The sequence below is a fragment of the Bradyrhizobium quebecense genome (assembly GCF_013373795.3).
In the GTDB taxonomy this organism is placed as follows: Bacteria; Pseudomonadota; Alphaproteobacteria; order Rhizobiales; family Xanthobacteraceae; genus Bradyrhizobium; species Bradyrhizobium quebecense.
The window spans coordinates 6,067,703-6,090,057 of record NZ_CP088022.1 but is presented as its reverse complement, the minus strand read 5'-3'; the positions used below and the strand labels follow the sequence as shown (position 1 = coordinate 6,090,057).

General features: G+C 66.4%; 18 protein-coding genes. 9 read left to right on the top strand and 9 right to left on the bottom strand.

What is annotated here, in order from left to right; genetic code table 11:
* Positions 1 to 176: 176 nt before the first annotated feature.
* Both HU230_RS29390 and pdeM read left to right on the top strand, forming a co-directional pair.
* Positions 177 to 2,936 carry a ligase-associated DNA damage response DEXH box helicase gene (locus HU230_RS29390; protein ID WP_420840900.1) on the top strand — a complete coding sequence of 920 codons (2,760 nt, stop codon included), beginning with the start codon at positions 177 to 179 and terminating at the stop codon, positions 2,934 to 2,936.
* A gap of 63 nt (positions 2,937 to 2,999) precedes the next feature.
* Complete coding sequence (gene pdeM, locus HU230_RS29385) at positions 3,000 to 3,671, top strand: ligase-associated DNA damage response endonuclease PdeM (protein WP_176528815.1); 672 nt, start codon at positions 3,000 to 3,002, stop codon at positions 3,669 to 3,671.
* 77 nt (positions 3,672 to 3,748) lie between these two features.
* Here pdeM and HU230_RS29380 read toward each other — a convergent pair whose 3' ends face one another.
* Positions 3,749 to 4,681: an IS110 family RNA-guided transposase gene (locus tag HU230_RS29380; RefSeq protein WP_176534813.1), complete on the bottom strand. Its 933-nt coding sequence runs from the start codon at positions 4,679 to 4,681 to the stop codon at positions 3,749 to 3,751.
* 209 nt (positions 4,682 to 4,890) lie between these two features.
* Positions 4,891 to 5,754 carry a LysR substrate-binding domain-containing protein gene (locus HU230_RS29375; RefSeq protein ID WP_176528816.1) on the bottom strand — a complete coding sequence of 288 codons (864 nt, stop codon included), beginning with the start codon at positions 5,752 to 5,754 and terminating at the stop codon, positions 4,891 to 4,893.
* Between the two features lie 98 nt (positions 5,755 to 5,852).
* Here HU230_RS29375 and HU230_RS29370 point away from each other — a divergent pair, with 98 nt between their 5' ends.
* The 3 genes from HU230_RS29370 to HU230_RS29360 are packed head-to-tail and all read left to right on the top strand — an operon-like array spanning position 5,853 to position 8,951.
* Positions 5,853 to 6,794, top strand: coding sequence for a DMT family transporter (locus tag HU230_RS29370; protein WP_176528817.1), 942 nt, complete (start codon positions 5,853 to 5,855; stop codon positions 6,792 to 6,794).
* 2 nt (positions 6,795 to 6,796) lie between these two features.
* Positions 6,797 to 7,561 carry an MBL fold metallo-hydrolase gene (locus HU230_RS29365; RefSeq protein ID WP_176534814.1) on the top strand — a complete coding sequence of 255 codons (765 nt, stop codon included), beginning with the start codon at positions 6,797 to 6,799 and terminating at the stop codon, positions 7,559 to 7,561.
* Between the two features lie 58 nt (positions 7,562 to 7,619).
* Complete coding sequence (locus HU230_RS29360) at positions 7,620 to 8,951, top strand: NRAMP family divalent metal transporter (RefSeq protein WP_176528818.1); 1,332 nt, start codon at positions 7,620 to 7,622, stop codon at positions 8,949 to 8,951.
* 9 nt (positions 8,952 to 8,960) lie between these two features.
* On the opposite strand, the gene HU230_RS29355 is transcribed toward HU230_RS29360, so the two are convergent.
* Positions 8,961 to 9,443, bottom strand: a complete 483-nt coding sequence (locus HU230_RS29355) for an Lrp/AsnC family transcriptional regulator (RefSeq protein ID WP_176528819.1) — start codon at positions 9,441 to 9,443, stop codon at positions 8,961 to 8,963.
* A gap of 147 nt (positions 9,444 to 9,590) precedes the next feature.
* Between HU230_RS29355 and HU230_RS29350 the strand changes: the two genes are divergently transcribed.
* On the top strand, positions 9,591 to 10,901 hold the full coding sequence (locus HU230_RS29350) for an aspartate aminotransferase family protein (RefSeq protein WP_176528820.1): 1,311 nt from the start codon (positions 9,591 to 9,593) through the stop codon (positions 10,899 to 10,901).
* A gap of 1 nt (position 10,902) precedes the next feature.
* On the opposite strand, the gene HU230_RS29345 is transcribed toward HU230_RS29350, so the two are convergent.
* The 6 genes from HU230_RS29345 to HU230_RS29320 all read right to left on the bottom strand — a co-directional run bounded on the left by HU230_RS29345 (position 10,903) and on the right by HU230_RS29320 (position 18,451).
* Positions 10,903 to 11,685 (bottom strand): TIGR02186 family protein, encoded by a 783-nt coding sequence (locus tag HU230_RS29345; RefSeq protein ID WP_176528821.1) that lies wholly within the window; start codon positions 11,683 to 11,685, stop codon positions 10,903 to 10,905.
* Positions 11,682 to 12,611 carry a sulfite exporter TauE/SafE family protein gene (locus HU230_RS29340; protein ID WP_176528822.1) on the bottom strand — a complete coding sequence of 310 codons (930 nt, stop codon included), beginning with the start codon at positions 12,609 to 12,611 and terminating at the stop codon, positions 11,682 to 11,684. Before HU230_RS29340 ends, HU230_RS29345 begins: the two co-directional genes overlap by 4 nt.
* Before the next feature lie 48 nt (positions 12,612 to 12,659).
* Entirely contained in the window at positions 12,660 to 12,929 is a 270-nt protein-coding gene (locus tag HU230_RS29335) for a hypothetical protein (protein ID WP_176528823.1), read from the bottom strand.
* Positions 12,930 to 12,932: 3 nt separating this feature from the next.
* Positions 12,933 to 13,571: a COG3904 family protein gene (locus HU230_RS29330; RefSeq protein WP_224943688.1), complete on the bottom strand. Its 639-nt coding sequence runs from the start codon at positions 13,569 to 13,571 to the stop codon at positions 12,933 to 12,935.
* A 465-nt stretch (positions 13,572 to 14,036) separates the two neighbouring features.
* The gene (locus HU230_RS29325) at positions 14,037 to 17,585 is read right to left on the bottom strand and encodes a tetratricopeptide repeat protein (RefSeq protein WP_176528825.1); all 3,549 of its coding nucleotides are present in this window, start codon (positions 17,583 to 17,585) and stop codon (positions 14,037 to 14,039) included.
* Positions 17,586 to 17,863: 278 nt separating this feature from the next.
* Positions 17,864 to 18,451, bottom strand: coding sequence for a PadR family transcriptional regulator (locus HU230_RS29320; RefSeq protein WP_176528826.1), 588 nt, complete (start codon positions 18,449 to 18,451; stop codon positions 17,864 to 17,866).
* 164 nt (positions 18,452 to 18,615) lie between these two features.
* Between HU230_RS29320 and HU230_RS29315 the strand changes: the two genes are divergently transcribed.
* The 3 genes from HU230_RS29315 (at position 18,616) to HU230_RS29305 (ending at position 22,274) form a co-directional block, all read left to right on the top strand.
* Complete coding sequence (locus HU230_RS29315) at positions 18,616 to 19,032, top strand: nuclear transport factor 2 family protein (protein WP_092119202.1); 417 nt, start codon at positions 18,616 to 18,618, stop codon at positions 19,030 to 19,032.
* A 108-nt stretch (positions 19,033 to 19,140) separates the two neighbouring features.
* Positions 19,141 to 20,928 carry an acyl-CoA dehydrogenase C-terminal domain-containing protein gene (locus tag HU230_RS29310; RefSeq protein WP_176528827.1) on the top strand — a complete coding sequence of 596 codons (1,788 nt, stop codon included), beginning with the start codon at positions 19,141 to 19,143 and terminating at the stop codon, positions 20,926 to 20,928.
* Positions 20,929 to 21,065: 137 nt separating this feature from the next.
* On the top strand, positions 21,066 to 22,274 hold the full coding sequence (locus HU230_RS29305; RefSeq protein WP_176528828.1) for an acetyl-CoA C-acetyltransferase: 1,209 nt from the start codon (positions 21,066 to 21,068) through the stop codon (positions 22,272 to 22,274).
* Positions 22,275 to 22,355 lie beyond the last annotated feature (81 nt).

Sequence of the window (22,355 nt, the reverse complement as noted above, 5' to 3'; positions counted from 1 at the left end):
TCCGGGTGAGGGGTACAGGTCTCACTGCGCTCGGTACTCTCGCGGAAGCAGCCCCTCACCCCAGCCCTCTCCCCGTAAGAACGGGGAGAGGGAGGGGATGAAGCTTCGCCGCTGCCACCTGCCGCCATTTCCGTCCCGCCCTCGACGAAACCCGCTGAACCACCTACCTCTTGGGCGTGTCGACGCTCGATCTCTTTTCCGTCACGCCGTCGGAAACGGCCGATCTCTTGCCGCGCCGGTTTCGCGACTGGTTCGCCTCGCGCGGCTGGTCGCCGCGCGAGCATCAGCTCGCGCTGCTGGCGAAGGCGCGTGAGGAGCGTTCGGCGCTGCTGATCGCGCCTACGGGGGCGGGCAAGACGCTGGCGGGGTTCTTGCCGACGTTGGTGGAGTTGAGTGGGGAGGGAAGTGCTGCGAATCCGCAGACCCGCACACGATCGCCACCTCCCCCCTTGCGGCGGAGGTCGACACCCCCTGACGCGCAATCGCGCGTCGGGGGGCGGCGGGAGAGGGGTATGCCGCTTGCTCCGGACGATACGGCTTACCCCTCTCCCCAGCCCTCCCCCGCAAGGGGGGAGGGAGCCCTCGCAGCGGGGGCCTCCCAAAGTCTCATCTCCATCGGCCGCAGCGTTCGCCGCTCCAGCGGGCTGCACACGCTCTACATCTCACCGCTGAAGGCGCTTGCGGTCGACATCGCGCGCAATCTGGAGACGCCGGTTGCCGAGATGGGGCTGCCGATCAGGATCGAGACCCGCACCGGCGACACGCCGGTGTCGCGGCGGCAGCGGCAGCGGCGTTATCCGCCGGACATTCTGCTCACCACGCCGGAGCAGCTGGCGCTGCTGCTGGCGTCCGACGACGCGCCTTTCCTGTTCTCTTCGCTGAAGCGCGTCGTGCTCGACGAGCTGCATGCGCTGGTCACCTCCAAGCGCGGCGATCTGCTGTCGCTCGGTCTCGCGCGGCTCCGGACCATCGCACCGCAGGCGCGCGCCATCGGCCTCTCGGCGACGGTGGCCGAGCCGGAACAGCTCGCGCGTTTCCTGGTGCCGCAGCCGGGCGGCGAGAGCGTGTCCGCCGCCGTCGTCATCGCCGGCGGCGCCGCGCCGCCGGTGGTCGAGATGCTCGACACCCGGGAACGGCTGCCGTGGTCTGGCCACAGTGCGCGCCACGCACTGCCCGAGGTCTATGAGCTGATCAAGCGCAACAAGACCACGTTGGTGTTCGTCAACACCCGAAGCCAGGCCGAAATGCTGTTCCAGGATCTGTGGCGCATGAACGACGACGGGCTTGCGATCGCGCTGCATCACGGCTCGCTCGACGTCGCGCAGCGCCGCAAGGTCGAGGACGCGATGGCCGCCGGCCGGCTGCGCGGCGTGGTCTGCACATCCTCGCTCGATCTCGGCGTCGACTGGGGCGATGTCGATCTCGTCATCAATATCGGCGCGCCCAAAGGCTCGTCGCGGCTGATGCAGCGGATCGGCCGCGCCAACCACCGCTTCGACGAGGCCTCGCGCGCCGTGCTGGTGCCGGCCAACCGGTTCGAGGTGCTGGAATGCGCCGTCGCGATCGACGCCATCGCCGAGAATGCGCAGGACACGCCGCCGCTGCGCTCGGGCGCGCTCGACGTGCTGGCCCAGCACGTGCTCGGCTGCGCCTGCGGCAAGCCGTTCCTGTCCGACGAACTCTATGACGAAGTCAGGACCGCGGCGCCCTATGCGTCGCTGGCGCGGACCGATTTCGACGACGTGGTCGACTTCGTCGCGACCGGCGGCTACGCGCTGAAGACCTATGAGCGCTTCGCACGGATCAAGCAGGACAAGCAGGGCCGTTGGCGCGTCACCAATCCCAAGGTGCGGCAGAGCTACCGTCTCAATGTCGGCACCATCGTCGAGGAGACTATGCTGAAGGTGCGGCTGGTGCGTTCGCGTGCCGGCGGGCAAGGGAAAAGCGGAGGCTCGACCGGCGCGATCGCGCGCGGCGGCCGAATGCTCGGCGAGATCGAGGAGGTCTTCATCGAGGGGCTCGTGCCCGGCGACACTTTTGTCTTTGGCGGTGAGGTGGTGCGCTACGAGGCCTTGGTCGAGGACCAGGTCTATGTCTCCCGCGCCAATGATAAAGATGCAAAAGTGCCGTCCTATATGGGCGGCAAGTTTCCGCTCTCGACCTATCTCGCCGAACGCGTCCGCAAATTGCTCGACAACAGCCGGGCCTGGAACGCGCTGCCGGACCAGGTGCACGACTGGCTGTCGCTGCAGCGAAAATTCTCGCGGGTACCTGCGGTGCGCGAGCTCCTGGTGGAAACCTTTCCGCGCGGCGGCAGCCATTACCTGGTCTGCTATCCCTTCGAGGGCCGGCTCGCGCATCAGACGCTCGGCATGCTGCTGACGCGCCGGCTGGAGCGCGCCCGTCCGCTCGGCTTCGTCGCCAACGAATATGCGCTCGCGGTCTGGGGCGTCGGCGATCTCTCCTTCATGATCCGGCACGGCAAGCTCGATCTCAATGCGCTGTTCGACCCCGACATGCTCGGCGACGATCTCGAGGCGTGGCTTGCGGAATCCGCACTGATGAAGCGCACCTTCCGCAACTGCGCCATCATCTCCGGGCTGATCGCGCGCCGCTTCACCGACGAGGAGAAGTCGCGCCGTCAGGTGCTGTTCTCGACCGATTTGATCTACGACGTGCTGCGCAAGCACCAGGCCGACCATGTGCTGCTGCGCGCCGCGCGCGGCGATGCCGCCACGGGACTGCTCGATCTCCGCCGTCTCAGCGACATGCTTTCGCGCATCCACGGCCGAATCACCCACAAGGACCTCGACCACGTTTCTCCGCTTGCCGTGCCCGCGCTGCTGGAAATCGGCCGCGAGTCAGTTTATGGCGAAGCATCCGACGAGCTTCTGGCCGAGGCGGCCGAGGAACTCGTGCGGGAGGCGACGACGTAATACTGGCACTGTGGGGAACAGGACGTGACGGCAAGCGCGCAGGTTTTGCGAGACGGTGACGACATGCGCGTTTCGAGGGTCACGGTGGCGGATGTCGGCTTCGTGGCGGATTGCTCGGGCGCGCTGTTCTGGGAACAGCGGAGCCTGCTCGTGGTGTCCGACCTGCATCTGGAAAAAGGCTCGAGCTTTGCCAGCCGTGGCGTGCTGCTGCCGCCCTACGACACGGTCGCGACATTGAGCCGGCTTGCCGCCGTCATCGCGCGGCACGATCCCAGGCAGGTGATCGCGCTCGGTGACAGCTTTCACGATCGTGATGCGCATACGCGCCTCTCCGATGTAGATCGCGAGGCGCTCGCGGCGTTGCAAGTGCGGCGCAACTGGATCTGGATCTCGGGCAATCACGATCCGGCGCTGCCGCCCAGTCTCGGCGGCGTGGTCGCGACCGAGGTCGCGGTCGGCCCGATTGTGTTCCGCCATGAGCCGACCGGCGCTGCCGGCGAGATCGCCGGGCACCTCCACCCCAAGGCGCGGGTGCCGACCCGCGGCCGCTCGATCGAGCGCCGTTGCTTTGCAAGTGACGGCGAGCGCGCGGTGATGCCGGCGTTCGGCGCCTACACCGGGGGCCTCAGCATCCGCGACGCCGCTTTCGCGCGGATTTTCGGATCGCCGGGTTTCATGGCACACGTGCTCGGCGACAACCGCGTCCACGCGTTCGTGGCCTCGCGGTGTTATTGAGACATCCAAGCATTTCTATCACCGTCATCCTTCGAGGCTCGCCGAAGAGGCGAGCACCTCAGCGACTGTGTTCTTGGTCAAGCGGGTTGCCATGGTTTTTGGTCCCTGAGCATGGCGTTGAGGGTTGTAAGGACTTTGCGCGCAACGGCGATGAGGGCGACCATCTTGGGCTTTCCAGCGGTCACCAGGCGCCGGTAGAAGACCTTGAGCTGCGGATGGTATCGGCTGGCCGACAGAGCGGCCATGTAGAGCCCGGCACGCAGCTTGGCTCTTCCGCCGCCGATCATGCTCTTGCCCTTCCAGCGGCCCGACTGGCGGGTGAACGGGGCAAGACCGGCGAGGCTCGCAATCTGGCGCCGATTGAGCGTGCCGAGCTCCGGCACCTCGGCAAGGAAGGTCCGCGCGAGGGTGTTGCTCACACCAGGAAAGCTGACCAGCAGCTCCTCCTTGGCGCGCCAGACTGGCGAGCCGCGCACCAGCGTGTCGATGTCGTTGTCGATCTCCGGCAGCTCCTTCTCGAGGACCTTGATATGGCGGGCAAGGCTCTTGCGGACGCGGACGTTCTCGGCGCGCTTCTCGCGCTGACGCTCGGCAACGATCATCTCGATGATCTGCCGTCGGCGGCTGACCAGCTCAGCCAGCAGCCGAGCTTCCTGATCCGGCATGGCACGCGGCTCCGGCTTCACGGCCTCGACAAACCGCGCGATCACCGCCGCATCGATCGGGTCCGTCTTGGCACGCTGACCAACCGCCTGCGCGAAGTGCCGGATTTGGGCCGGGTTGACCACCACCAGCGGCAGCTGGGCGCCGGCCAGCGCAGCAGCAACGATCGTCTCGAAGCCGCCAGTTGCCTCTACCGCAATCAGCACCGGCGAGATCGCCTGCAAGCGCGCAACAAGCTCTTCCAAGCCTTTGCCGTCACGCGCCACGGCAAAGGCTTCCTCGCCCGGACGGACATGCACGTCCAACCGGTCCTTCGACACATCAATGCCAACATAGATCGCTTCCATCTGCACCCCTCCTTGCGCAATCGGGCTCGCCAGGCGGCCCTCGCGACTGTTCGGGTTCAATGGAACAACGGACGGGGCGCCGCGCTGAGGTTCGGGCTTCGATGCCCTGGGATGAAGCGGTCTCCCGTCCGTCACCGCGCCGGACATTCTAGCCGATCCGGCGATTCGAGACTTACAAGGATGTCGGGATGGAGAGTGTAGCATCGCCGCTACGCCGCCTTCGCCTGCACGCTCTCGCAATACTCCGCGAGCCGATCCGCCAGCCGCAACGTCGCAGGACTGGCCTCAGGGGCAGCGATGAGCGCGACTTCGGTCCGCTCGATCGGCGCAAAGCCGTCTTTCGCCGTCAGCACGCGATGCTCGGCCTGGATCGACATTTCCGAGAGAATGCTGAGCCCGAGGCCCGCGGCGACCGCGGCCTGGATGCCGGCGAGGCTGGAGGAGGTGTAGGCCATGTGCCAGTTGCGGCCGGCGCGCTCCAGCGCATGGATGGCATGGGCACGATAGAGGCAGCCCGAGCCGAAGCCGATCAGCGGCACCGAGCCGGTCGCCGTGTCGCGCGGATGGCTCTTGCTGGTGACCCAGTGCACCCGTTCCGGCCACACCGCGATGCCGCCCTTCTCGCTGGCTGCGCGCTTGATCAGCGCGAGATCGAGATCGCCGCGCTCCAGATCGCGGTGCAGGAACAGGCTCTGGCCGGAGCGCACGTCGAGCCGCAACTTCGGGTGGCTGCGCGCGAAGGTCGCGAGCAATCTCGTCAACCGATAGGCGGCGAAATCCTCGGTGATGCCGATCCGGATCGCGCCTTCGCTGCCGGGGCGCGAGAGCACGTCGCGGGCTTCTTCCGCGAGCGACAGCAGCCGCCGCGCATAGGTCAGCAGCCGCTCGCCGGCCTCCGTTGGGGTGACGTCCTTGCCGCTGCGGATCAAGAGCGGCTGGCCGACATCCTCCTCCAGGCGCTTGATCTGCTGGCTCACCGTCGATTGCGTGCGGTGGACGCGCTCTCCGGCGCGGGTGAAGCCGCCGGCGTCGACCACCGAGACGAAACTGCGCAAAAGCTCCAGGTCGAGCATCGCAGCCTCCATTCATAAATCCACTGGAAGTCAGTCTATCATTTAATTTCCAAATGACAAGGCGCGGGCCTAGATCATGGGGCGAAGGAGAAACTGCCATGTCCTCTGCAAGCTCGCCCGCCGCAACCTCGATGTCCGTCCCTCGCGCCCGCTTCAACACCCTGCCGCTGCTGATCGCGCTGTTCTGCCTGCTCTGGAGCTACGCCTTCGTCGCCGGCAAGATCGGCGTCACCGATTGCCCGCCGCTGATCCTGCTCGCCACGCGATTCTCGCTCGCCGGAGTCCTGATCCTCGGCATCTCTTGGCTGCGCCGGGATCAATGGGATCTCAGCTGGCGCGATGCGGCGGTGTTCGCCGTGCTCGGCGTCGCCAACAACGCGCTCTATCTCGGGCTCGGCTATACCGGCCTGAAGACGGTCTCCGCTGGGCTCGGTGCGCTGATCGTCTCGGCCAATCCCGTGTTCACCGCCATGCTGGCGTCGCTGTTCCTCGGCGAGAGCATGAGCTGGCGCAAGGTGATCGGCCTCGTGCTCGGCATCGTCGGCGTCGCCTTCATCGTCTGGCATCGCATGAAGGTCGGTACCGATAGCCCGCACGGCATCCTGTTCACATTGGCCTCGCTCGCCTCGATCGTCGCCGGCACCGTCCTGTTCAAGCTGCTGGCGCCGAAGGGCAGCCTGTGGATCGGCAACGGCATCCAGAACATCGCCGGCGGCCTTGCGGTGATGCCGTTCGCCTTCACGCTCTCCAGCGTCGGTGACATCGTGCCCAGCATGCGACTCGCCGGCGCCTTCGCCTTCCTCGTGCTGGGCGGTTCGATCCTCGCCTATCTGCTCTGGTTTCATCTCCTGAAAGTGTGTGGCGCGACCGCTGCAAGCGCCTATCACTTCCTGATGCCGCCGCTCGGCATGCTGTTCGCCTATCTCGTGCTCGGCGAGCATGTCGAATTTCGCGATCTGCTCGGGATCGTTCCGGTCGCGCTCGGCATTTACCTGGTGACCCGCCCCGCCGCGGCTTCGCCCAAGAGGAGTGTGACGTGAGCATCACCATCACCATCACCCTGATCGGAGGCCCGACCGCCCTGATCGAGATCGACGGGTTCCGCCTGCTCACCGATCCGACCTTCGATGCGCCCGGCGACTATCAACTGCCGCATGTGAAACTGGAGAAGCTGACCGGGCCCGCGCTCAGCGCGCGCGACGTCGGCGAGATCGATGCGGTGCTGCTGAGCCACGATCAACATTCCGACAATCTCGACCATTCCGGACGGGATTTTCTCAAAGGCGCGAAGCGCGTGCTGACGACGGAGGCCGGTGCCAAGCGGCTCGGCGGCAACGCCGAGGGTTTTGCGCCCTGGGCCTCGACCACACTGACGAAGCGCGGCCGGACGCTCACCGTCACCGCGACGCCGGCGCGGCACGGGCCCGCGGGCATCGAGCCGTTGTCCGGCGACGTCGTCGGCTTCGTCTTGGAGCCGGCGAAGCCCGGCCGTCCGGTCTATGTCAGCGGCGACACCACCTGGTTCGACGGTGTTGCCGAGGTCGCGCGGCGCTTTGATTGCGGCGTGGTGCTGCCGTTCGCCGGCGCGGCGCAAACCCGCGGCCCGTTTCATCTCACCATGGACACCAATGACACGATCGAGACCGCGCGCGCCTTTGCGGACGCGGTCATCGTGCCCGTTCATACCGATGGCTGGGCGCATTTCCGGCAGGACGCGAGTGACTTGCGCGCGAGCTTCGATACGCTCGGCTTCGGCCGCCGTCTGCGCATCCTCGCGCCCGGCGTCGCCACGGTCATCGAGGCCTAGGTTTCAGCCCAGGAACCTTGGCGGTATCCGGTCCGTTGTCAGACGGCTGGAGCCGGACATGACGCGGCAAGAAACGATCTCGCGACACGACAAGGATGAAGATGTGCCGGCGGCGAAGCCGCGGCGCGAGCCGTTCAGCTTCAAGCGCGTCGTGAAGTCGCTCGGCCCGGGTCTCATCACCGGCGCCTCCGACGACGATCCGTCGGGCATCGGCACCTACAGCCAGGCCGGCGCGCAACTCGGCTACGGCATCGGCTGGACCATGCTGCTGACGTTCCCGCTGATGACTGCGATCCAGGAGATCTCCGCGCGGGTCGGCCGTGTCACCGGGCACGGCATAGCGGGCAATGTCTGCCGGCATTATCCGGGCTGGCTGCTGGTCATCGTAGTGACGCTGCTGTTCATCGCCAATACCGTCAACATCGCCGCCGACCTGTCGGCTATGGCGGACGCGACCAGGCTCCTGATCGGCGGTCCGGCCGTCCTCTACGTCGTTCTGTTCGGCGTTACCTCGGTCGCCGCGCAGATCTTCATGAACTACTGGCGCTACGTCGCGGTCCTGAAATGGCTGACGCTCAGCCTGTTCGCCTATGTCGCGGCGCTGGCATTCGCCAAGGTGTCGTGGATGCAGGCGCTGGCTGGCGTGCTGGTTCCGCGCCTGACCTGGAGCTCCGATTATTTCACCACCATCGTGGCGATCTTCGGCACGACCATCTCGCCCTATCTGTTCTTCTGGCAGGCCTCACAGGAGGCGGAGGAGCAGCGGGTCGACGTCACCAAGCATCCGTTGATCGACAAGCATCACGGCGCACGGAACGAGTTCTCTCGTATCCGCGCCGATACGGTCACCGGCATGGCGTTTTCCAATCTGATCGCGCTGTCGATCATCGTCACCGCTGCGGCCACGCTGCACGCCGCCGGCAAGACCGACATCCAGACCTCGGCGCAGGCCGCCGAAGCGTTGCGCCCGATCGCCGGGCCGTTCGCCGAGGTGATCTTCGCGCTCGGCATCGTCGGCACGGGCCTGCTGGCGATCCCGGTGCTCGCAGGCGCGACCGCCTATGCGGTCGGCGAAGGACGGCGGTGGCCGGTCGGACTGGCGCGCAAGCCGAAGGAGGCGATGGCGTTCTATTCGGTGCTGGCGCTGTCGGGCGGCATCGGCATCGCGCTCAACTTCACACCGATCGATCCGATCTCGGCGCTGTACTGGAGCGCGGTCGTCAACGGCGTGCTCGCGGTGCCGGTGATGGTGTTGCTGATGATCATGGCCCGCCACAAGGAGGTGATGGGACGCTTCGTTGTGGGCGGGTGGCTCTACCGGCTCGGCTGGCTCTCGACCGGTGCGATGACGCTCAGCGTGATCGCGATGGCGGTCGGGGTGCTGCTTTGATCCTTGCAGTCAGAACAGCGAGCTATCGATCTTTGTCGTCGATTTGACCTTCCGCAGGATGATGGTCGTGCGGTAGCTCGCGATATCGGTGTCCGGGTGCATCAGGCGGTCGAGGATGAACGATTGATAGTTTGCGAGATCTGAGGACACGACCCTTAGCGAGTAATCCCAATCGCCGGCAATCATGCAGCATTCGACGACCTCCGGAAGGCCGGTCACCTTCTTCTCGAAGCGCGCGAAGGACTCCCTGTTCTGTTGCTTGAGGCGGACCTCGACGATGACGTCGAACCCAAGTCCAATTCGCGCAGGGTCCACCAGCGCCACATAGGAATTGATGATGCCGGTCTCTTCCAGGGTCCGGACGCGTCTCATGCAGGGGGCGGACGAGAGGCCGATCCGTTCGGCCAGCTCGAGATTCGTGATGCGCCCCTCGACCTGCAGCACGTCGAGGATCTTCCGGTCCATCTCGTCGATCACGATCGTGGTTCCCATTTCTTTCGCGTTTTCCGTCTTTTGCGCAATTGATCGCAGAAGAGCGGGCAAAATGCATCTCAAATCGCAATGTCATTGCTGGGTCGGGTGCATAAGATGCGCTGCAAAGGTCGTTCATCGCGGCGATCGAGCAGCAAGGGAGCGGGCATGACCGGAAACGACGACAAATCCCTCTGGGACCGCGCGCGGCGTCACCTCATCCGCTATGGCGGCAAGTTCGCTCCCGTCATCATCGAGCGCGCTTCCGGATCCTTCGTCTATGACGCTGACGGCCGCGCCATCCTGGATTTCACGTCCGGGCAGATGAGTGCCGTGCTCGGTCACGGCCATCCGGAGATCGTCCAGACCATCAGCGAGCATGCCGAGCGGCTCGACCATCTGTTCAGCGGCATGCTGACGCGTCCGGTCGTCGCGCTCGCCGAAAAGCTCGCGGAGCTTTTGCCGCCGGGGCTCGATCGCGTCATGCTGCTGAGCACGGGCGGCGAGTCGAACGAGGCTGCCATCAAGATGGCCAAGCTCGCCACCGGCAGCTTCGAGACCGTCGCGTTCGCGCAGTCCTGGCATGGAATGACATCGGGTGCGGCCGGGGCGACCTATTCGGCCGGCCGCAAGGGTTATGGTCCCGCGCCGGTCGGCTCGCTCGCGATCCCGACGCCGAACCTCTATCGGCCCCGCTTCGGCCATGCGGCGGATTGGCGGGCCGAGCTGGCCTACGCCTTCGATCTCATCGACCGCCAATCGACCGGCTCGCTCGCCTGCATGATCGCCGAGCCGATCCTGAGCTCCGGCGGGTTGATCGATCTGCCGGAGGGCTACCTCGCCGCGCTGAAGGAATTGTGCCGCGCGCGCGGCATGCTGCTGATCGTCGACGAGGCACAGACCGGCCTCGGCCGAACCGGCGCCATGTTCGCCTTCGAGCGTGACGGCGTCGTGCCTGACATCCTGACCCTGTCGAAGACGCTCGGCGCCGGCTTGCCCTTGGCCGCGGTTGTCACGTCAGCCGAAATCGAAGAGCGCTGTCACGAACGGGGTTTCCTGTTCTACACGACGCATGTGTCGGACCCGATGCCGGCTGCGGTCGGGCTGAAGGTCATCGAGATCATCCTCCGCGACCGATTGGTCGAGCGTGCGGGGATCGCGGGCGCGCGGCTGAGGGACGGGCTGCTCGCCCTTCAGAACCGGTTCGAATGCATCGGTGACGTGCGCGGCAGGGGGCTGATGCAGGGCATCGAGATCGTGCGCGACCGCTTCAGCAAGGAGCCTGACGAAGCGCTCGGCACGCTTGTGTCGCAGCGCTGCCTGGAGCTCGGACTGAGCACCAACATCGTGCAATTGCCCGGCATGGGCAGCGTCTTCCGCATCGCTCCGCCGCTGACGATCAGCGATGACGAGATCGATCTTGGCCTCTCGATCCTGAGCGATGCGTTCGAAAGCGCGTTGCAGCGGAAGGATAGCTAAATCAATCTTTCCGGAACACGATCGAGGCCATCCAGCCGGTCATCAGCGCCATGAACGCGGTGACGAGGCCGTAGACCAGGCCGTTCTGCCGCGCGGTGGTGGCGACGAACTGCTCGAAGCCGACCTTGACGATCTCGAAGGCGGTCTCGGTCTTGGTCACCAGCGCGCCGTCGGAGAACAGCTTGATCTCGACATTGTAGGTGCCGATCGGCACCTCCGCCGGCAGCGGAATGCCGGTGCGGAACAAAGTCGGCGTCAGGAACGTCACCGCCGCGGTTGCCTCGCGGTACAGCCCGTGTTCGGCGCGCAGCCGGACGAAGGCGCTGCGGAACGGATCGTTCGGCACCACGTCGGCAAAGTCGGGCCCGACCCGCTGCATCAAGAGCACGTTGTTGAGCCCGAGCTGCTGCCGCCGCTGCACCTCCGGCGAGGCGATCTGGTCGAACGGGCGATTGGAGAACAGCGCGAGATAGCCCGGCACCTGCAGGAACTGCCGCGAGTCGGTGTTGATCCAGATCCCGAATTTGCGCTCCTTGCGCCGCGTGACCATGTCGGCGCGCGGGCCCGACACCGTGACGACGAGGTCGTAATTGCCGCGATTGGACGGCGTCTTGTCGTCCTTCTCGACCGAGCCGAACAGCACGAGCTCGCCGCCGGAATAGTTCGGCGTCACCGTGACGCGGTGGTTGGAGACCGACACGATCAGCCGCTCGGCACGCGCGGGCGCGGCCATCAAGCTGGCGGCGGCGAGGCCGATGATCGCAAGCGCCGCGCGCAGCCTCATGGCGGCGCTCCGCCGGTTTCGCGGATGCTGAACAGGTCCTGCGGCCGGATCACCAGCTCGACGGCAAAGCGGATGCCGACCGCAAGCACGAGCAGCCCGAGCAGCAAGCGCAGATGCTCGCCGCGGATCTTCTGGCCGGCGCGGGCGCCGAACTGCGCGCCGGTGACGCCGCCGATCATCAGGATCAGCGCCAGCACGGCGTCGACCAGGTGGTTGGTGACCGCGTGCAGCATGGTCGCGAACACCATGGTGACGAGGGTGAGCACCATCGACGTGCCGATCACGGTCGAGGTCGGCACCCGCAGCACATAGATCATCAGCGGCACCAGGATGAAGCCGCCACCGATGCCCATCACCGCGCCGATGAAGCCGATCACGAGCCCGACCACGACGACCGGGATGACCGAGAGGTAGATCTTGGAGCGCTTGAAGCGCAGCTTCAGCGGCAGGCCGTGGATCCAGCCATGGCTGCCGGGCTTGCGCAGCGTGACCGGGCCGCCGCGCCGGGAACGCAGCATCGCGCGCAGGCCTTCCCAGAACATCAGCCCGCCGACCGTGGTCAGCAGGATGACGTAGGACAGCGCGATCATCAGGTCGAGCTGGCCGAGCGAGCGCAGGAAAGTGAAGGTCCATACCCCCAGCGCGGTGCCGATCGTGCCGCCGACCAGCAGCACTGCCGCCAGCAGGGGATCGATCGCCCGCCGGCGCCAATAGGAGATCGCGCCGGAGAACGAGGAGGCCGCGATGTGGCTCGCAACCGAGGCAACCGCGACCGCGGGCGCGATGCCGACGAAGATCAAGAGCGGCGTCATCAGGAAGCCGCCGCCGATCCCGAACATGCCGGAGACGAAGCCAACCGCCGCGCCCATCGCCAGGATGAGGAAGACATTGACTGGAATGTCGGCGATCGGGAGGTAGAGCTGCACGCGCGTCGCTTCTTGTCGGTTCGCCACATGCTGGGGCGCAAGGCCGCATCACGGCGTGATGTCGTTCTGGTCGGGCATTCTCCGGCTGAACGAATCCGGTCGGCGCGCAAGAAGCAGGCGAACGCGGGTCGATTGCCGCGTTCTTGCATAACCGAAATCGGCGAGGGGAGGGACTAAAGATTCCGCCTCGGGTGGCATTTTTCGCCGCACGTGGCAGCTCGGCTGCGGACGTGGTTGATAATTCAGATTAATGACGCCCGTGTCGGCTTGTTTGAGCATGATCTTTTCGGAAAACCGCTCCGCACTTTTCCGGATCATGCCTTAGGGCCGATCGACCGGCTTGGTGATCAGGTTCAGCGCGAGCGCTTCCTTCGGGCTCAGCCAGCGGATATCCGAGGTCTGCGACATCGCTTCCACGATCCCGGACGAGACGCCCATCTTGGTCATGTAGCCCAGCACCATGCCCTGGATGCGTTGCGCCTCGGCGAGGGGATCGCTGACCGGTGCGCTGGTCGTGAAGCGATGCACGCCGAGCCGCGAGCCCGCGATGCCATAGCGGGTCTGGCCGCCGGCATAGACCAGCACACAGGCGCTGGCGCAGGCAGAAGGGCGGAGCTTGCCCGAGGCGTCTGATGTGGCGACGGCGGTGACGAGCCCATGGGTGCGGATGACCTCGCCCATGATCGCCGCCTGATTCAGCGCACCGCCCTGCGACGAGAGCAACACGGCATCACCCGGTGCGAGACGCGCCTCGCTGAGCCGGTCGCGGAACCAGCTCGCACTGGCCGAGCCGATCGTGCCGCTGATCGCAAGCGCACGCCGGCCGCGGCCCGACCCGTCGATGTCGACGTCGGAAATCACCGCCGAATTCATGCTCGCCGCAACATAGGTCTCGCGCCAGAAGTCCCACGCGCCCGGCCTCGACAGGTCGCGATAGGCCTGAATGGCAACGCTCGACACCAGCAGCACGAAGATGATGACCGACCAGAGCGAGAACCGGAAGGTGCGGGGCGGCGATGCGACGTTCTCTTGTCCTTGCCATTGCGGGGGTGGAGGCCGAGGGGAAGGTGGAGGAGAAGGCCGAGGCTTGGGAGGCGCGGCAAATGGCGACGGCGTCTGACGCGGCGGCGCGACGCGGGGACCGGTCGGCGACGAACGATGGCCCGTTCCATCATCCTGACGATCGTCGACAGACAAGCCTGACCCTCCGGAACGCATGCGCAATTGGCGCGGGGTTTTGCGCCTGTCTACACGGCGGAAGGGCGGAGGGATAGGACAGCGGCGCCGCCAAGGCGTCGCAGCAGCTTTCAAATGAGTTCGATTTAGAGCGTTTTCGAGCGAAGTGGACACCGGTTCGCGTGAAGAAAACGCATCAAAACAAGAATCTAGAGCTTCGGTTCTGATTCAATCAGAACCGAAAATGCTCTAGTGTGCGGTCAGCGCCGCGGTCCGCTTCGACGGTGGCTTGACGGACTTCGCCGCCGCGGGCTGCACCGGCGCGCCGTCCCAGCCGCCGGCCGGGGCCGGCACGTTGACCGCATCGCTCGGCTGCGGCTCGGGGGTAAAGGTCTGGATCGCAAGCTTCGCTGCGGCCAGCGACTGCGGGTCGAGCCGCTTGGCGATATCGTCGCGCTTGTGACCGGCGTCGGCGTCGCCCTGTGCGGCCGCAAGGCTGAACCACTTGAAGGATTCTGCGAGGTTCTGTTCGACCCCGATGCCGCGGGCATAGAGGATGCCGAGGTTGACCTGGCTGTCGGCGACGCCGCGATCGGCCGCCTTGCGGAACCACTGCGCCGCGCTCTTGTAGTCGGCGCCCTTGCCGCCGCCATCGGCGTCGAGCACGGCGAGGTTATGCATCGCCTTGGCATTGCCGCGCTCGGCGGCCTGCACGTAGTAGCGCCGTGCGACATCGAAATCGCGCTTCACGCTGAGGCCCTTCTCGTAGAAGGTGCCGAGCCGGAACATCGCGGGCACCACGCCGGCCTGTGCCGCGCGGCCATACCATTTGGCCGCCTCGTCGACATTGGCGGGCACGCCCTTGCCCTCGGCAAAGCGGACGCCGACCTCGTAAGCCGCGGCCGCATCGCCCTTGATCGCAGCCGTGCGCAACGCCGGACCGCCGATCGCGTCGGGCAGCTTCTCGCCCGCCGGAATCTGGATCGTGGCGAGCTTGCCGCCGAGCGGCGGCGCGGTCGGAATCGTGCCGGTGATATCGCTGGCGGCGGCGACCGGTGCCGCGGCCGGCTCCGGCGCCGCGGCGGGCGCGGGAGCCTGAGGGATCGTGACCTGCGCGCTGTCGAGCGTGTTCGGCGCCGCCGAGTTGTTGGACTGGCGGCCGAGCGGAGTCGGCGAGGTCATCGACGGCCCAGGCGCTGACGGCCTGGGCGTGCCGGACGGCGCAGCCGGTGCTGGGACGACAGAGTTCTCGGCGGGCGGCTGCACGGGGGGCGCGGCCGGCTCGCTGTGCTCGATCGCCGGCGTCTGCGGCGCGGAGCTGGTGTCGAGCAGGTTCATCGCCATCTTGGCGGTCGAGAGCAGGATCACGACCACGCTCGCGCCGACCAGCAGCGAGCGGATCTTGGAGGTGATGGTCGAAGGCTGGGTCTCCGACGCGCCAGTCGCCGGCGCGCCGGCCTTGCCGGCCGCGGCCTTCGCAGCCTTGTCGGCCTTCTCCTTGGCCTTGGCGGCGGCCTTGCTCGCTGCACGCGCGGCCTTGTCGTTGACGGGCTGCGCGGCGGCGGCCTGCGCGGCGCGGCGCGCGGCGGCGATGAAGCTCGAGGTCGAGACCGGCTCCTTCTTGCCGGCGGGAAGATCAGAGATCGCGCGCTCGGAGTCCGCGATCCGCTCCGACGGCGACGACGCGCGGCCCGAGGGGCGTGTGCCCGGCTCGAGCGGATGATCCGGCGGCAGATCCGGCGCGATCGCGGCGCGCGCGGAGGCGGCATGCGGCTCGAGGATCTCGCTGATCGCGCGCGGCGGCAGCGGCGGCGGCGCGGTCTCGACCGGCTGCGCGGCATGGAATTCGCGCGGCGCGGACATGAAGTGCTCCTGCGCCAGCGCAGGATTGGGCAATTCGGGCCGGTACGATTCAGGCCTGTACGATTCAGGTTGGGGCTGCGCGACCGGCTGCGGCATCGCCGCGCGCGGCATCTCCATGCGCGGTGCTTCCATCCGCGGTTCGGCCGGCGCAGGGGCCGGCGGCGGCGCGGTGCGTACGGTGCGCAGATCGTTCTCGATCATCGCCAGCCGATCGACGACATGACCGAGCGTGTTGTGAACGGTCTCCAGCGAATCCTGGGTGCGGCGATCGGTTTCCGACTGGCTGAAGCGGATGTCGGACAGTTCGCGCTTCACCAGGTCGACGATGCCGCTGTCCATCATCGGCTGCGGCGCGGCGGTGTTGATGTTGTTGCGGGTGGCTTCGGCCAGAGAGGCGATGTGGGCGTGCTGCGCCTCGAGGTGCCGCATGATGTCATGCAGCCCTTCCTCGACCGGGCCGAGATTGCCGGAGCGCTGGTCGGCGGATTCCAGGCGCTCGAGCAGATAGGAGACGCGCTGCTCGAGATGGGTGAACGCCGAGGAGCTGTCGTTGCCGACCTGCAGGCGGTCGATCCGCTCCGACAGCGAGCGCAGGGCGCCCTCGATGGCGTCGGTATTGTCGTAGCCAGCGACCGGCCGCTCGCGGGTTTCCAGCGTCGAGGCCAATGCGGCGATGCGCTGCTCGATCCCGGCGAAGGCATCGACGTGGGACTCGGCGCGCGACATCTGCGACAGCTGGTCGACCTTCGCGGCCAGCGCATGCACGTCCCCGGAGAGCTGCAGCAGCGCGTCGTTGGAGGCGACATTGGAGACGATGGCGCGCAGCGCGGCGATCGCGCTCTCGAGCTGGTGCACCGTCGACGGATCGTCGTTGGCGCGCAGGATCATGTCGAGCTTGGCGCCGAGATTGCGGATCGCCTCGTCATAGCCGGTCAGCTGCTCGGCGGGCGTCAGCGTGCGCAGCGCCTCGCGGATTTCCGCCAGCGCGCGTTCGATGCCGGTAATCACCTGGCCCTGGCCGTTGCTGCTGTCCTGGCGGATCTCGTCGATCCGGTGATGCAGCGAACGGATCTCGTTCTCGATCGATTCGATCGCGCGGCGCGGCATCGCCTCGGTGATCGCCTGGCGGATTTCGGCAAGCTCGCCGCGGAAGGCCGCGATCGATTGCTCGATATGATCGGGCCGCTGCAGTGCCTCGATCTGGCTCGTGATCTTGAGCAGGTGCCGCTCGAGCGAGGAGAAATCGGGCCCGGCCGGCGCAGCCGGCGGCGGCGCATAGGCGGCCATCGGCGGCGCCGCTTGCGGCATCGGCGGTGCGCTACGCGGCGGCATCTGCCGTTGCGCTGATCCGTCGAGCTCGTTCTGGCGCGCGGCGATCTCCGCGATCGCGGAATCGAACGAGGCCGGGCTCAGCGGCGGCGAGGGGCGGTAGACCTGGGCTGCGGCGCGCTCGACCGCTTCCGCCTGGCGCAGCCTTTCCTCCAGTTGCCGGTCCTGCATCTGCGGCTCCCGCTGCATCTGCGCTTCACGCATCGGCTGGGGTTGCGGCTCGCGCGCCGGCTGCGGTCGCGAAATCTGCGACAGCCGCGCATCGAGGCGCGAAATCGCGTCGTTCAGCTGCCGTGCGACGGCGGGCTGGCCGCGCGGCACTTCGGCGCGCACGGCTTCGGCGCGCGACATTGGCTTTGCAATCTGTTCGATCTGGCGGGTGATCGCGTCGAGCCGCTGATGGATATCGGCGACCTCGCGGCTTTCCCGGCTCGGCATCGGCTGCCGTTGCTCGTGCGCCATGCGCCAATCCGGCGGGCTCGGTTCGCCTACGGTGGAGTTGAGCCAGTCGTTCAGCGACATGCCGGCGCGGCGCGCAGCCGCCTCGGCCCTGTCGCGGACGGAGGGATCGATGCCGTCAACACTCCACGATACGCGCGAATTCATGATTCCGTCCGGTCCCGACTCCGGCGCTACACCCTGCGCCCGCAGCCTCCCCGCGCATTCCCGTTAAGAGACAATCGAATTCTGCGCTGGTCGTCTGCTTCAGCTGCTGACTTTTTCCCGTCACGGTAAATAACGGGTTAAGGAATGCGGCCGGCGGGCCTTAAAGTTAGGGAATCCGGGAACCTGTTGCGCCGGATCAGGACACGCCTATCGCTTTCCGGCAAAGCGGATTCCGCGTCGCGTGTCGGCACGCGCAAAACATGACCTGAGATTTGTTTCTAGCCGTTGCCTTCGCGCTTGCCGTCGTCGAGCGGCAGCACATTGCTGCGGCCGGACATCGCCGACAGCGCGTCGAGCGCCTCCTCGCACCACTCCACCACCATGCGCTCATGGCGCATCCCGAGACGCAGACTGAGCATCTTGCCGACATCGGCCGGCGGTGCGGTGCCGTCGGGAAAGCGCTTGTTGAGCAGGCGCTCGTAGCGCTCATAGCGGTCGCGGTGATGCTCCAGCCGCGCCATCAGGTCGGTGCGCAGCGGCTCGATGTCGACGCAGTCGAGCGCGTAGAGCCGGACCAAGAGGTCGTCCTTGATCGAGGGCGGAACGCTCGGCCGCGCCGCCCAGTGCTTCAGCGCCGCGCGGCCCTCGGCCGTCAGCGTGTAGACCAGCTTGTTCGGCTTGCCGGATTGCACCACCTCGCGGCCCTGGACATGGCCCTTGTCGCGCAGGCGGGAGAGCTCGCGGTAGATCTGCTGATGGTCGGCCTTCCAGAAGAAGCCGATCGAGGCGTCGAACGTCTTGGCGAGCTCATAGCCCGTCATCGGACGTTCCGTGAGGCAGGCGAGGATTGCGTCACCGAGTGCCAACGCCCACCTCCATCTCAGTTCCCGAGTTCGCCATTCTGAAGTTCGCTTGACTTTATGCGTTACTGTGCATATGCGTCAATATGCATATGGTGATCGGCGTGCCGCCTTGTCGCGCGCGGCCGATGTTCAGGCTTCTTAAACCCCCTGCCGCAGGAGACGTCCGAATGAGCAAGCCGGGCCTCGACAAGTGGTACGCCTACATGAAGTCCCACGATACCGCCGCTCTGTGGGATCTGCTGCATCCCGACGCGGTGTTCGAAAGCCCGGTCGTGCACACGCCGCAGCGCGGCCGCGACATCACCTTCAAATATCTCACCAGCGCCGCCAAGGTGCTCGGCGGCCCGACCTTCAAGTATCTCGGCGAGTGGCGCAACGACACCGGCGCGGTGCTCGAATTCGAGAACGAGATCGAAGGCATCAAGCTGAACGGCGTCGACATCATCACGTTCGACGGTGACGGCCGGATCACGCATTTCAAGGTGATGGTGCGCCCGCTCAAGGCGATCAACCTGCTGCATCGGATGATGGGCGAGGAGTTGATGAAGCAGAGCGGCGCAACGTCGCAATCACAGTCTCGCTAGGACCTGCCGCGGACCTCCCGAACCGGATAAGGTCCGTTCCAACAAACCCAAGGACAAGCTGCGCAACATCGGTCGCGCGTGCGACCGCGAGCCAGCCGGGAGATCAGCATGCCGACCTACAAAGCCCCCGTCGAAGACGTCAGCTTCCTGTTGAACGACGTTTTCCAGATCGATCGCTACGGCAATCTTCCCGGCTTTACCGATGCGTCGGCCGATGTGCGCGAGGCGATCCTCGGCGAGGCCGCCAAGCTCAGCGAAGAGGTGTTGCAGCCGCTCAATCGCACAGGCGATCTCGAAGGCTGCAAGCGCAATGACGACGGCAGCGTCACCACGCCGAAAGGCTTCAAGGAAGCCTTCAGGCAGGTCGCCGAAGGCGGCTGGCTCGGCCTGTCGGCGCCGACTGAATTTGGCGGCCAGGGCCTGCCGGTGACGCTCTCGCAGGCGGTCAACGAATTCCAGATCTCCGCCAACATGGCATTCTCGATGTATGGCGGGCTGACCATGGGCGCGACCGCCGCGCTCCTGGTGCACGGCACCCCCGAGCAGAAGAAGACCTATGTGCCGAAGATGGTTGCCGGCGAGTGGACCGGCACCATGAACCTGACCGAGCCGCAGTGCGGCACCGATCTCGGTCTGCTCCGCACCAAGGCGGTGCGCCAGGCCGACGGCAGCTTCAAGATCACGGGCACCAAGATCTTCATCTCCGCCGGCGAGCACGACCTCGCCGAGAACATCATCCACCTGGTGCTGGCGCGCATCGAAGGCGCGCCGGCCGGCATCAAGGGCGTCTCGCTGTTCGTCGTTCCCAAGGTGCTGGTCAATGCCGACGGCTCGCTCGGCCAGCGCAACGGCGTCACCTGCGGCTCGATCGAGCACAAGATGGGCATCCACGGCAATTCCACCTGTGTGATGAACTACGACAACGCCACCGGCTGGCTGATCGGCGAAGAGAACAAGGGCATGCAGGGCATGTTCGTGATGATGAACGAGGCTCGCCTCGGCGTCGCCGTGCAGGGCCTCGCGCAGTCCGAGGTCGCCTATCAGAACGCGGTCGCCTATGCGCGCGAGCGCCTGCAGGGCCGCTCGTTGACCGGCGTCAAGGCGGCCGACAAGCCGGCCGATCCGATCATCGTGCATCCCGACGTGCGTCGCACGCTGCTCACGATCCGCGCCTTCAACGAGGCGGCGCGCGCCATGGTGGTGTGGACCGCGCTGAAGAGCGACGTCGCGCACCGCTCCAACGACCCGAAGGACCGCCAGGCCGCCGACGATCACATGGGCCTGATGACGCCGGTGCTGAAGGGCGTTCTGACCGACACCGGCTTCGCCAACACGGTTTCCGCGCAGCAGATGTTCGGCGGCCACGGCTATATCGCCGAGCACGGCATGGAGCAGTTCGTGCGCGATGCCCGCATCGCGATGATCTATGAGGGCGCCAACGGTATCCAGGCGCTCGACCTGGTCGGCCGCAAGCTGCCGCGCGACGGCGGCCGCGCCGCGATGGCATTCTTCGGCGAGGTCGCGGCCTTCGCCAAGGAGCATGGCGGCGACGAGGCGATGAAGCCGTTCATTACCCCGCTCTCCACCGCGCTCGGCCATCTGCAGCAGGCCACCGGCTGGCTGATGCAGAACGCGCTGACCAAGCCCGACAATGCCGGCGCCGCCGCGACCGATTTCATGAAATTGTTCGGCCTCGTCGCGCTCGGCTACATGTGGGCGAAGATGGCCAAGGTGGCGCAGGACAAGGCCGCCGCCGGCGCCACGCCCTATCTCAACACCAAGCTCGTGACCGGCCGCTTCTTCATGGAGCGGCTGCTGCCGGAGACCGCCGTGCATCTGGCCCGGATCCAGAGCGGCAGCGCCACCACGATGGAATTGGCCGCGGAAGCGTTCTGAAGCGTTTTCCAGCGAAGTGGATACCGGTTCGCGTGAAGAAAACGCGTCAAACAAGAAAGCCTTGAAAATTACCGCCGCACCGGTGCGGCGGCGCTTCTTTCCGTATATATTATGATCCTCATATCAAGGAGGGCGTCATGCCTGAGGCATACATCTACGATCACGTTCGTACCCCGCGCGGCCGCGGCAAGGCCGATGGCGCGCTCCACGAGGTCACCGCGCTGGCGCTCGCCACGGTGCCGCTGAAGTCGCTCAAGGAGCGCAACAATCTGCCCGAGGACTCCGTCGACGACGTCATCCTCGGCGTGGTCGATCCGGTCGGCGAGGCCGGCTCCGACATCGCCCGCTTCGCCGCGCTGAAGGCCGGTCTCGGCAAGAAGGTGCCGGGCGTGCAGATCAGCCGCTTCTGCGCTTCCGGCCTCGATGCCGTGAACTTCGCCGCGGCCCAGATCATGAGCGGCCAGCATGAGCTCGTGATCGGCGGCGGCGCCGAATCGATGAGCCGCGTCGGCATCGGTGCCTCCGGCGGCGCATGGCCGATGGATCCCTCGATGGCGGTGCCGGCCTATTTCATGCCGCAGGGCATCTCGGCCGATCTGATCGCGACCAAATACGGTTTTTCGCGCGACGACGTCGATGCCTATGCCGTGCAGAGCCAGCAGCGTGCGGCCAAGGCCTGGGACGAAGGTCGCTTCAACAAGTCGGTGGTGCCGGTCAAGGACATCAACGGCCTGACCATCCTGGCCAAGGACGAGCACATGCGCCCGACCACGACGATGCAGTCGCTGGCGCAGCTGCAGCCGTCCTTCGCGGCGATGGCGGCGATGGCCGGTTTCGACGCGGTGGCGATCCAGTCGCACCCCGAGGTCGAGAAGGTCAATTACGTGCATCACGCCGGCAATTCCTCCGGCATCGTCGACGGCGCCGGCGCCGTGCTGCTCGGCAGCAAGGAGGCAGGCGCGAAACACGGCCTGAAGCCGCGCGCAAAAATCCGCGCGTTCGCCAATATCGGCTCGGAGCCTGCGATGATGCTGACCGGCCCGGTCGACGTCACCGAAAAGCTGTTCGAGCGTTCCGGCATGAAGAAGTCGGACATCGACCTGTTCGAGCTCAACGAGGCCTTCGCCTCGGTGGTGCTGCGCTACATCCAGGCGTTCGACATCGACAACGCCAAGATCAACGTCAATGGCGGCGCGATCGCGCTCGGCCATCCGTTAGGGGCGACCGGCGCGATGATCCTGGGCACCGTGCTCGACGAGCTCGAGCGCACCAACAAGGAGACGGCGCTGGTGACGCTGTGCATCGGCGGCGGCATGGGCACCGCCACCATCATCGAGCGCGTGTAGCCGGGAAGGCGGCGTCATCCTGAGGTGCGAGGGCGAGAGCCCGAGCCTCGAAGGATGGATAAATTCACTGACTCATCCTTC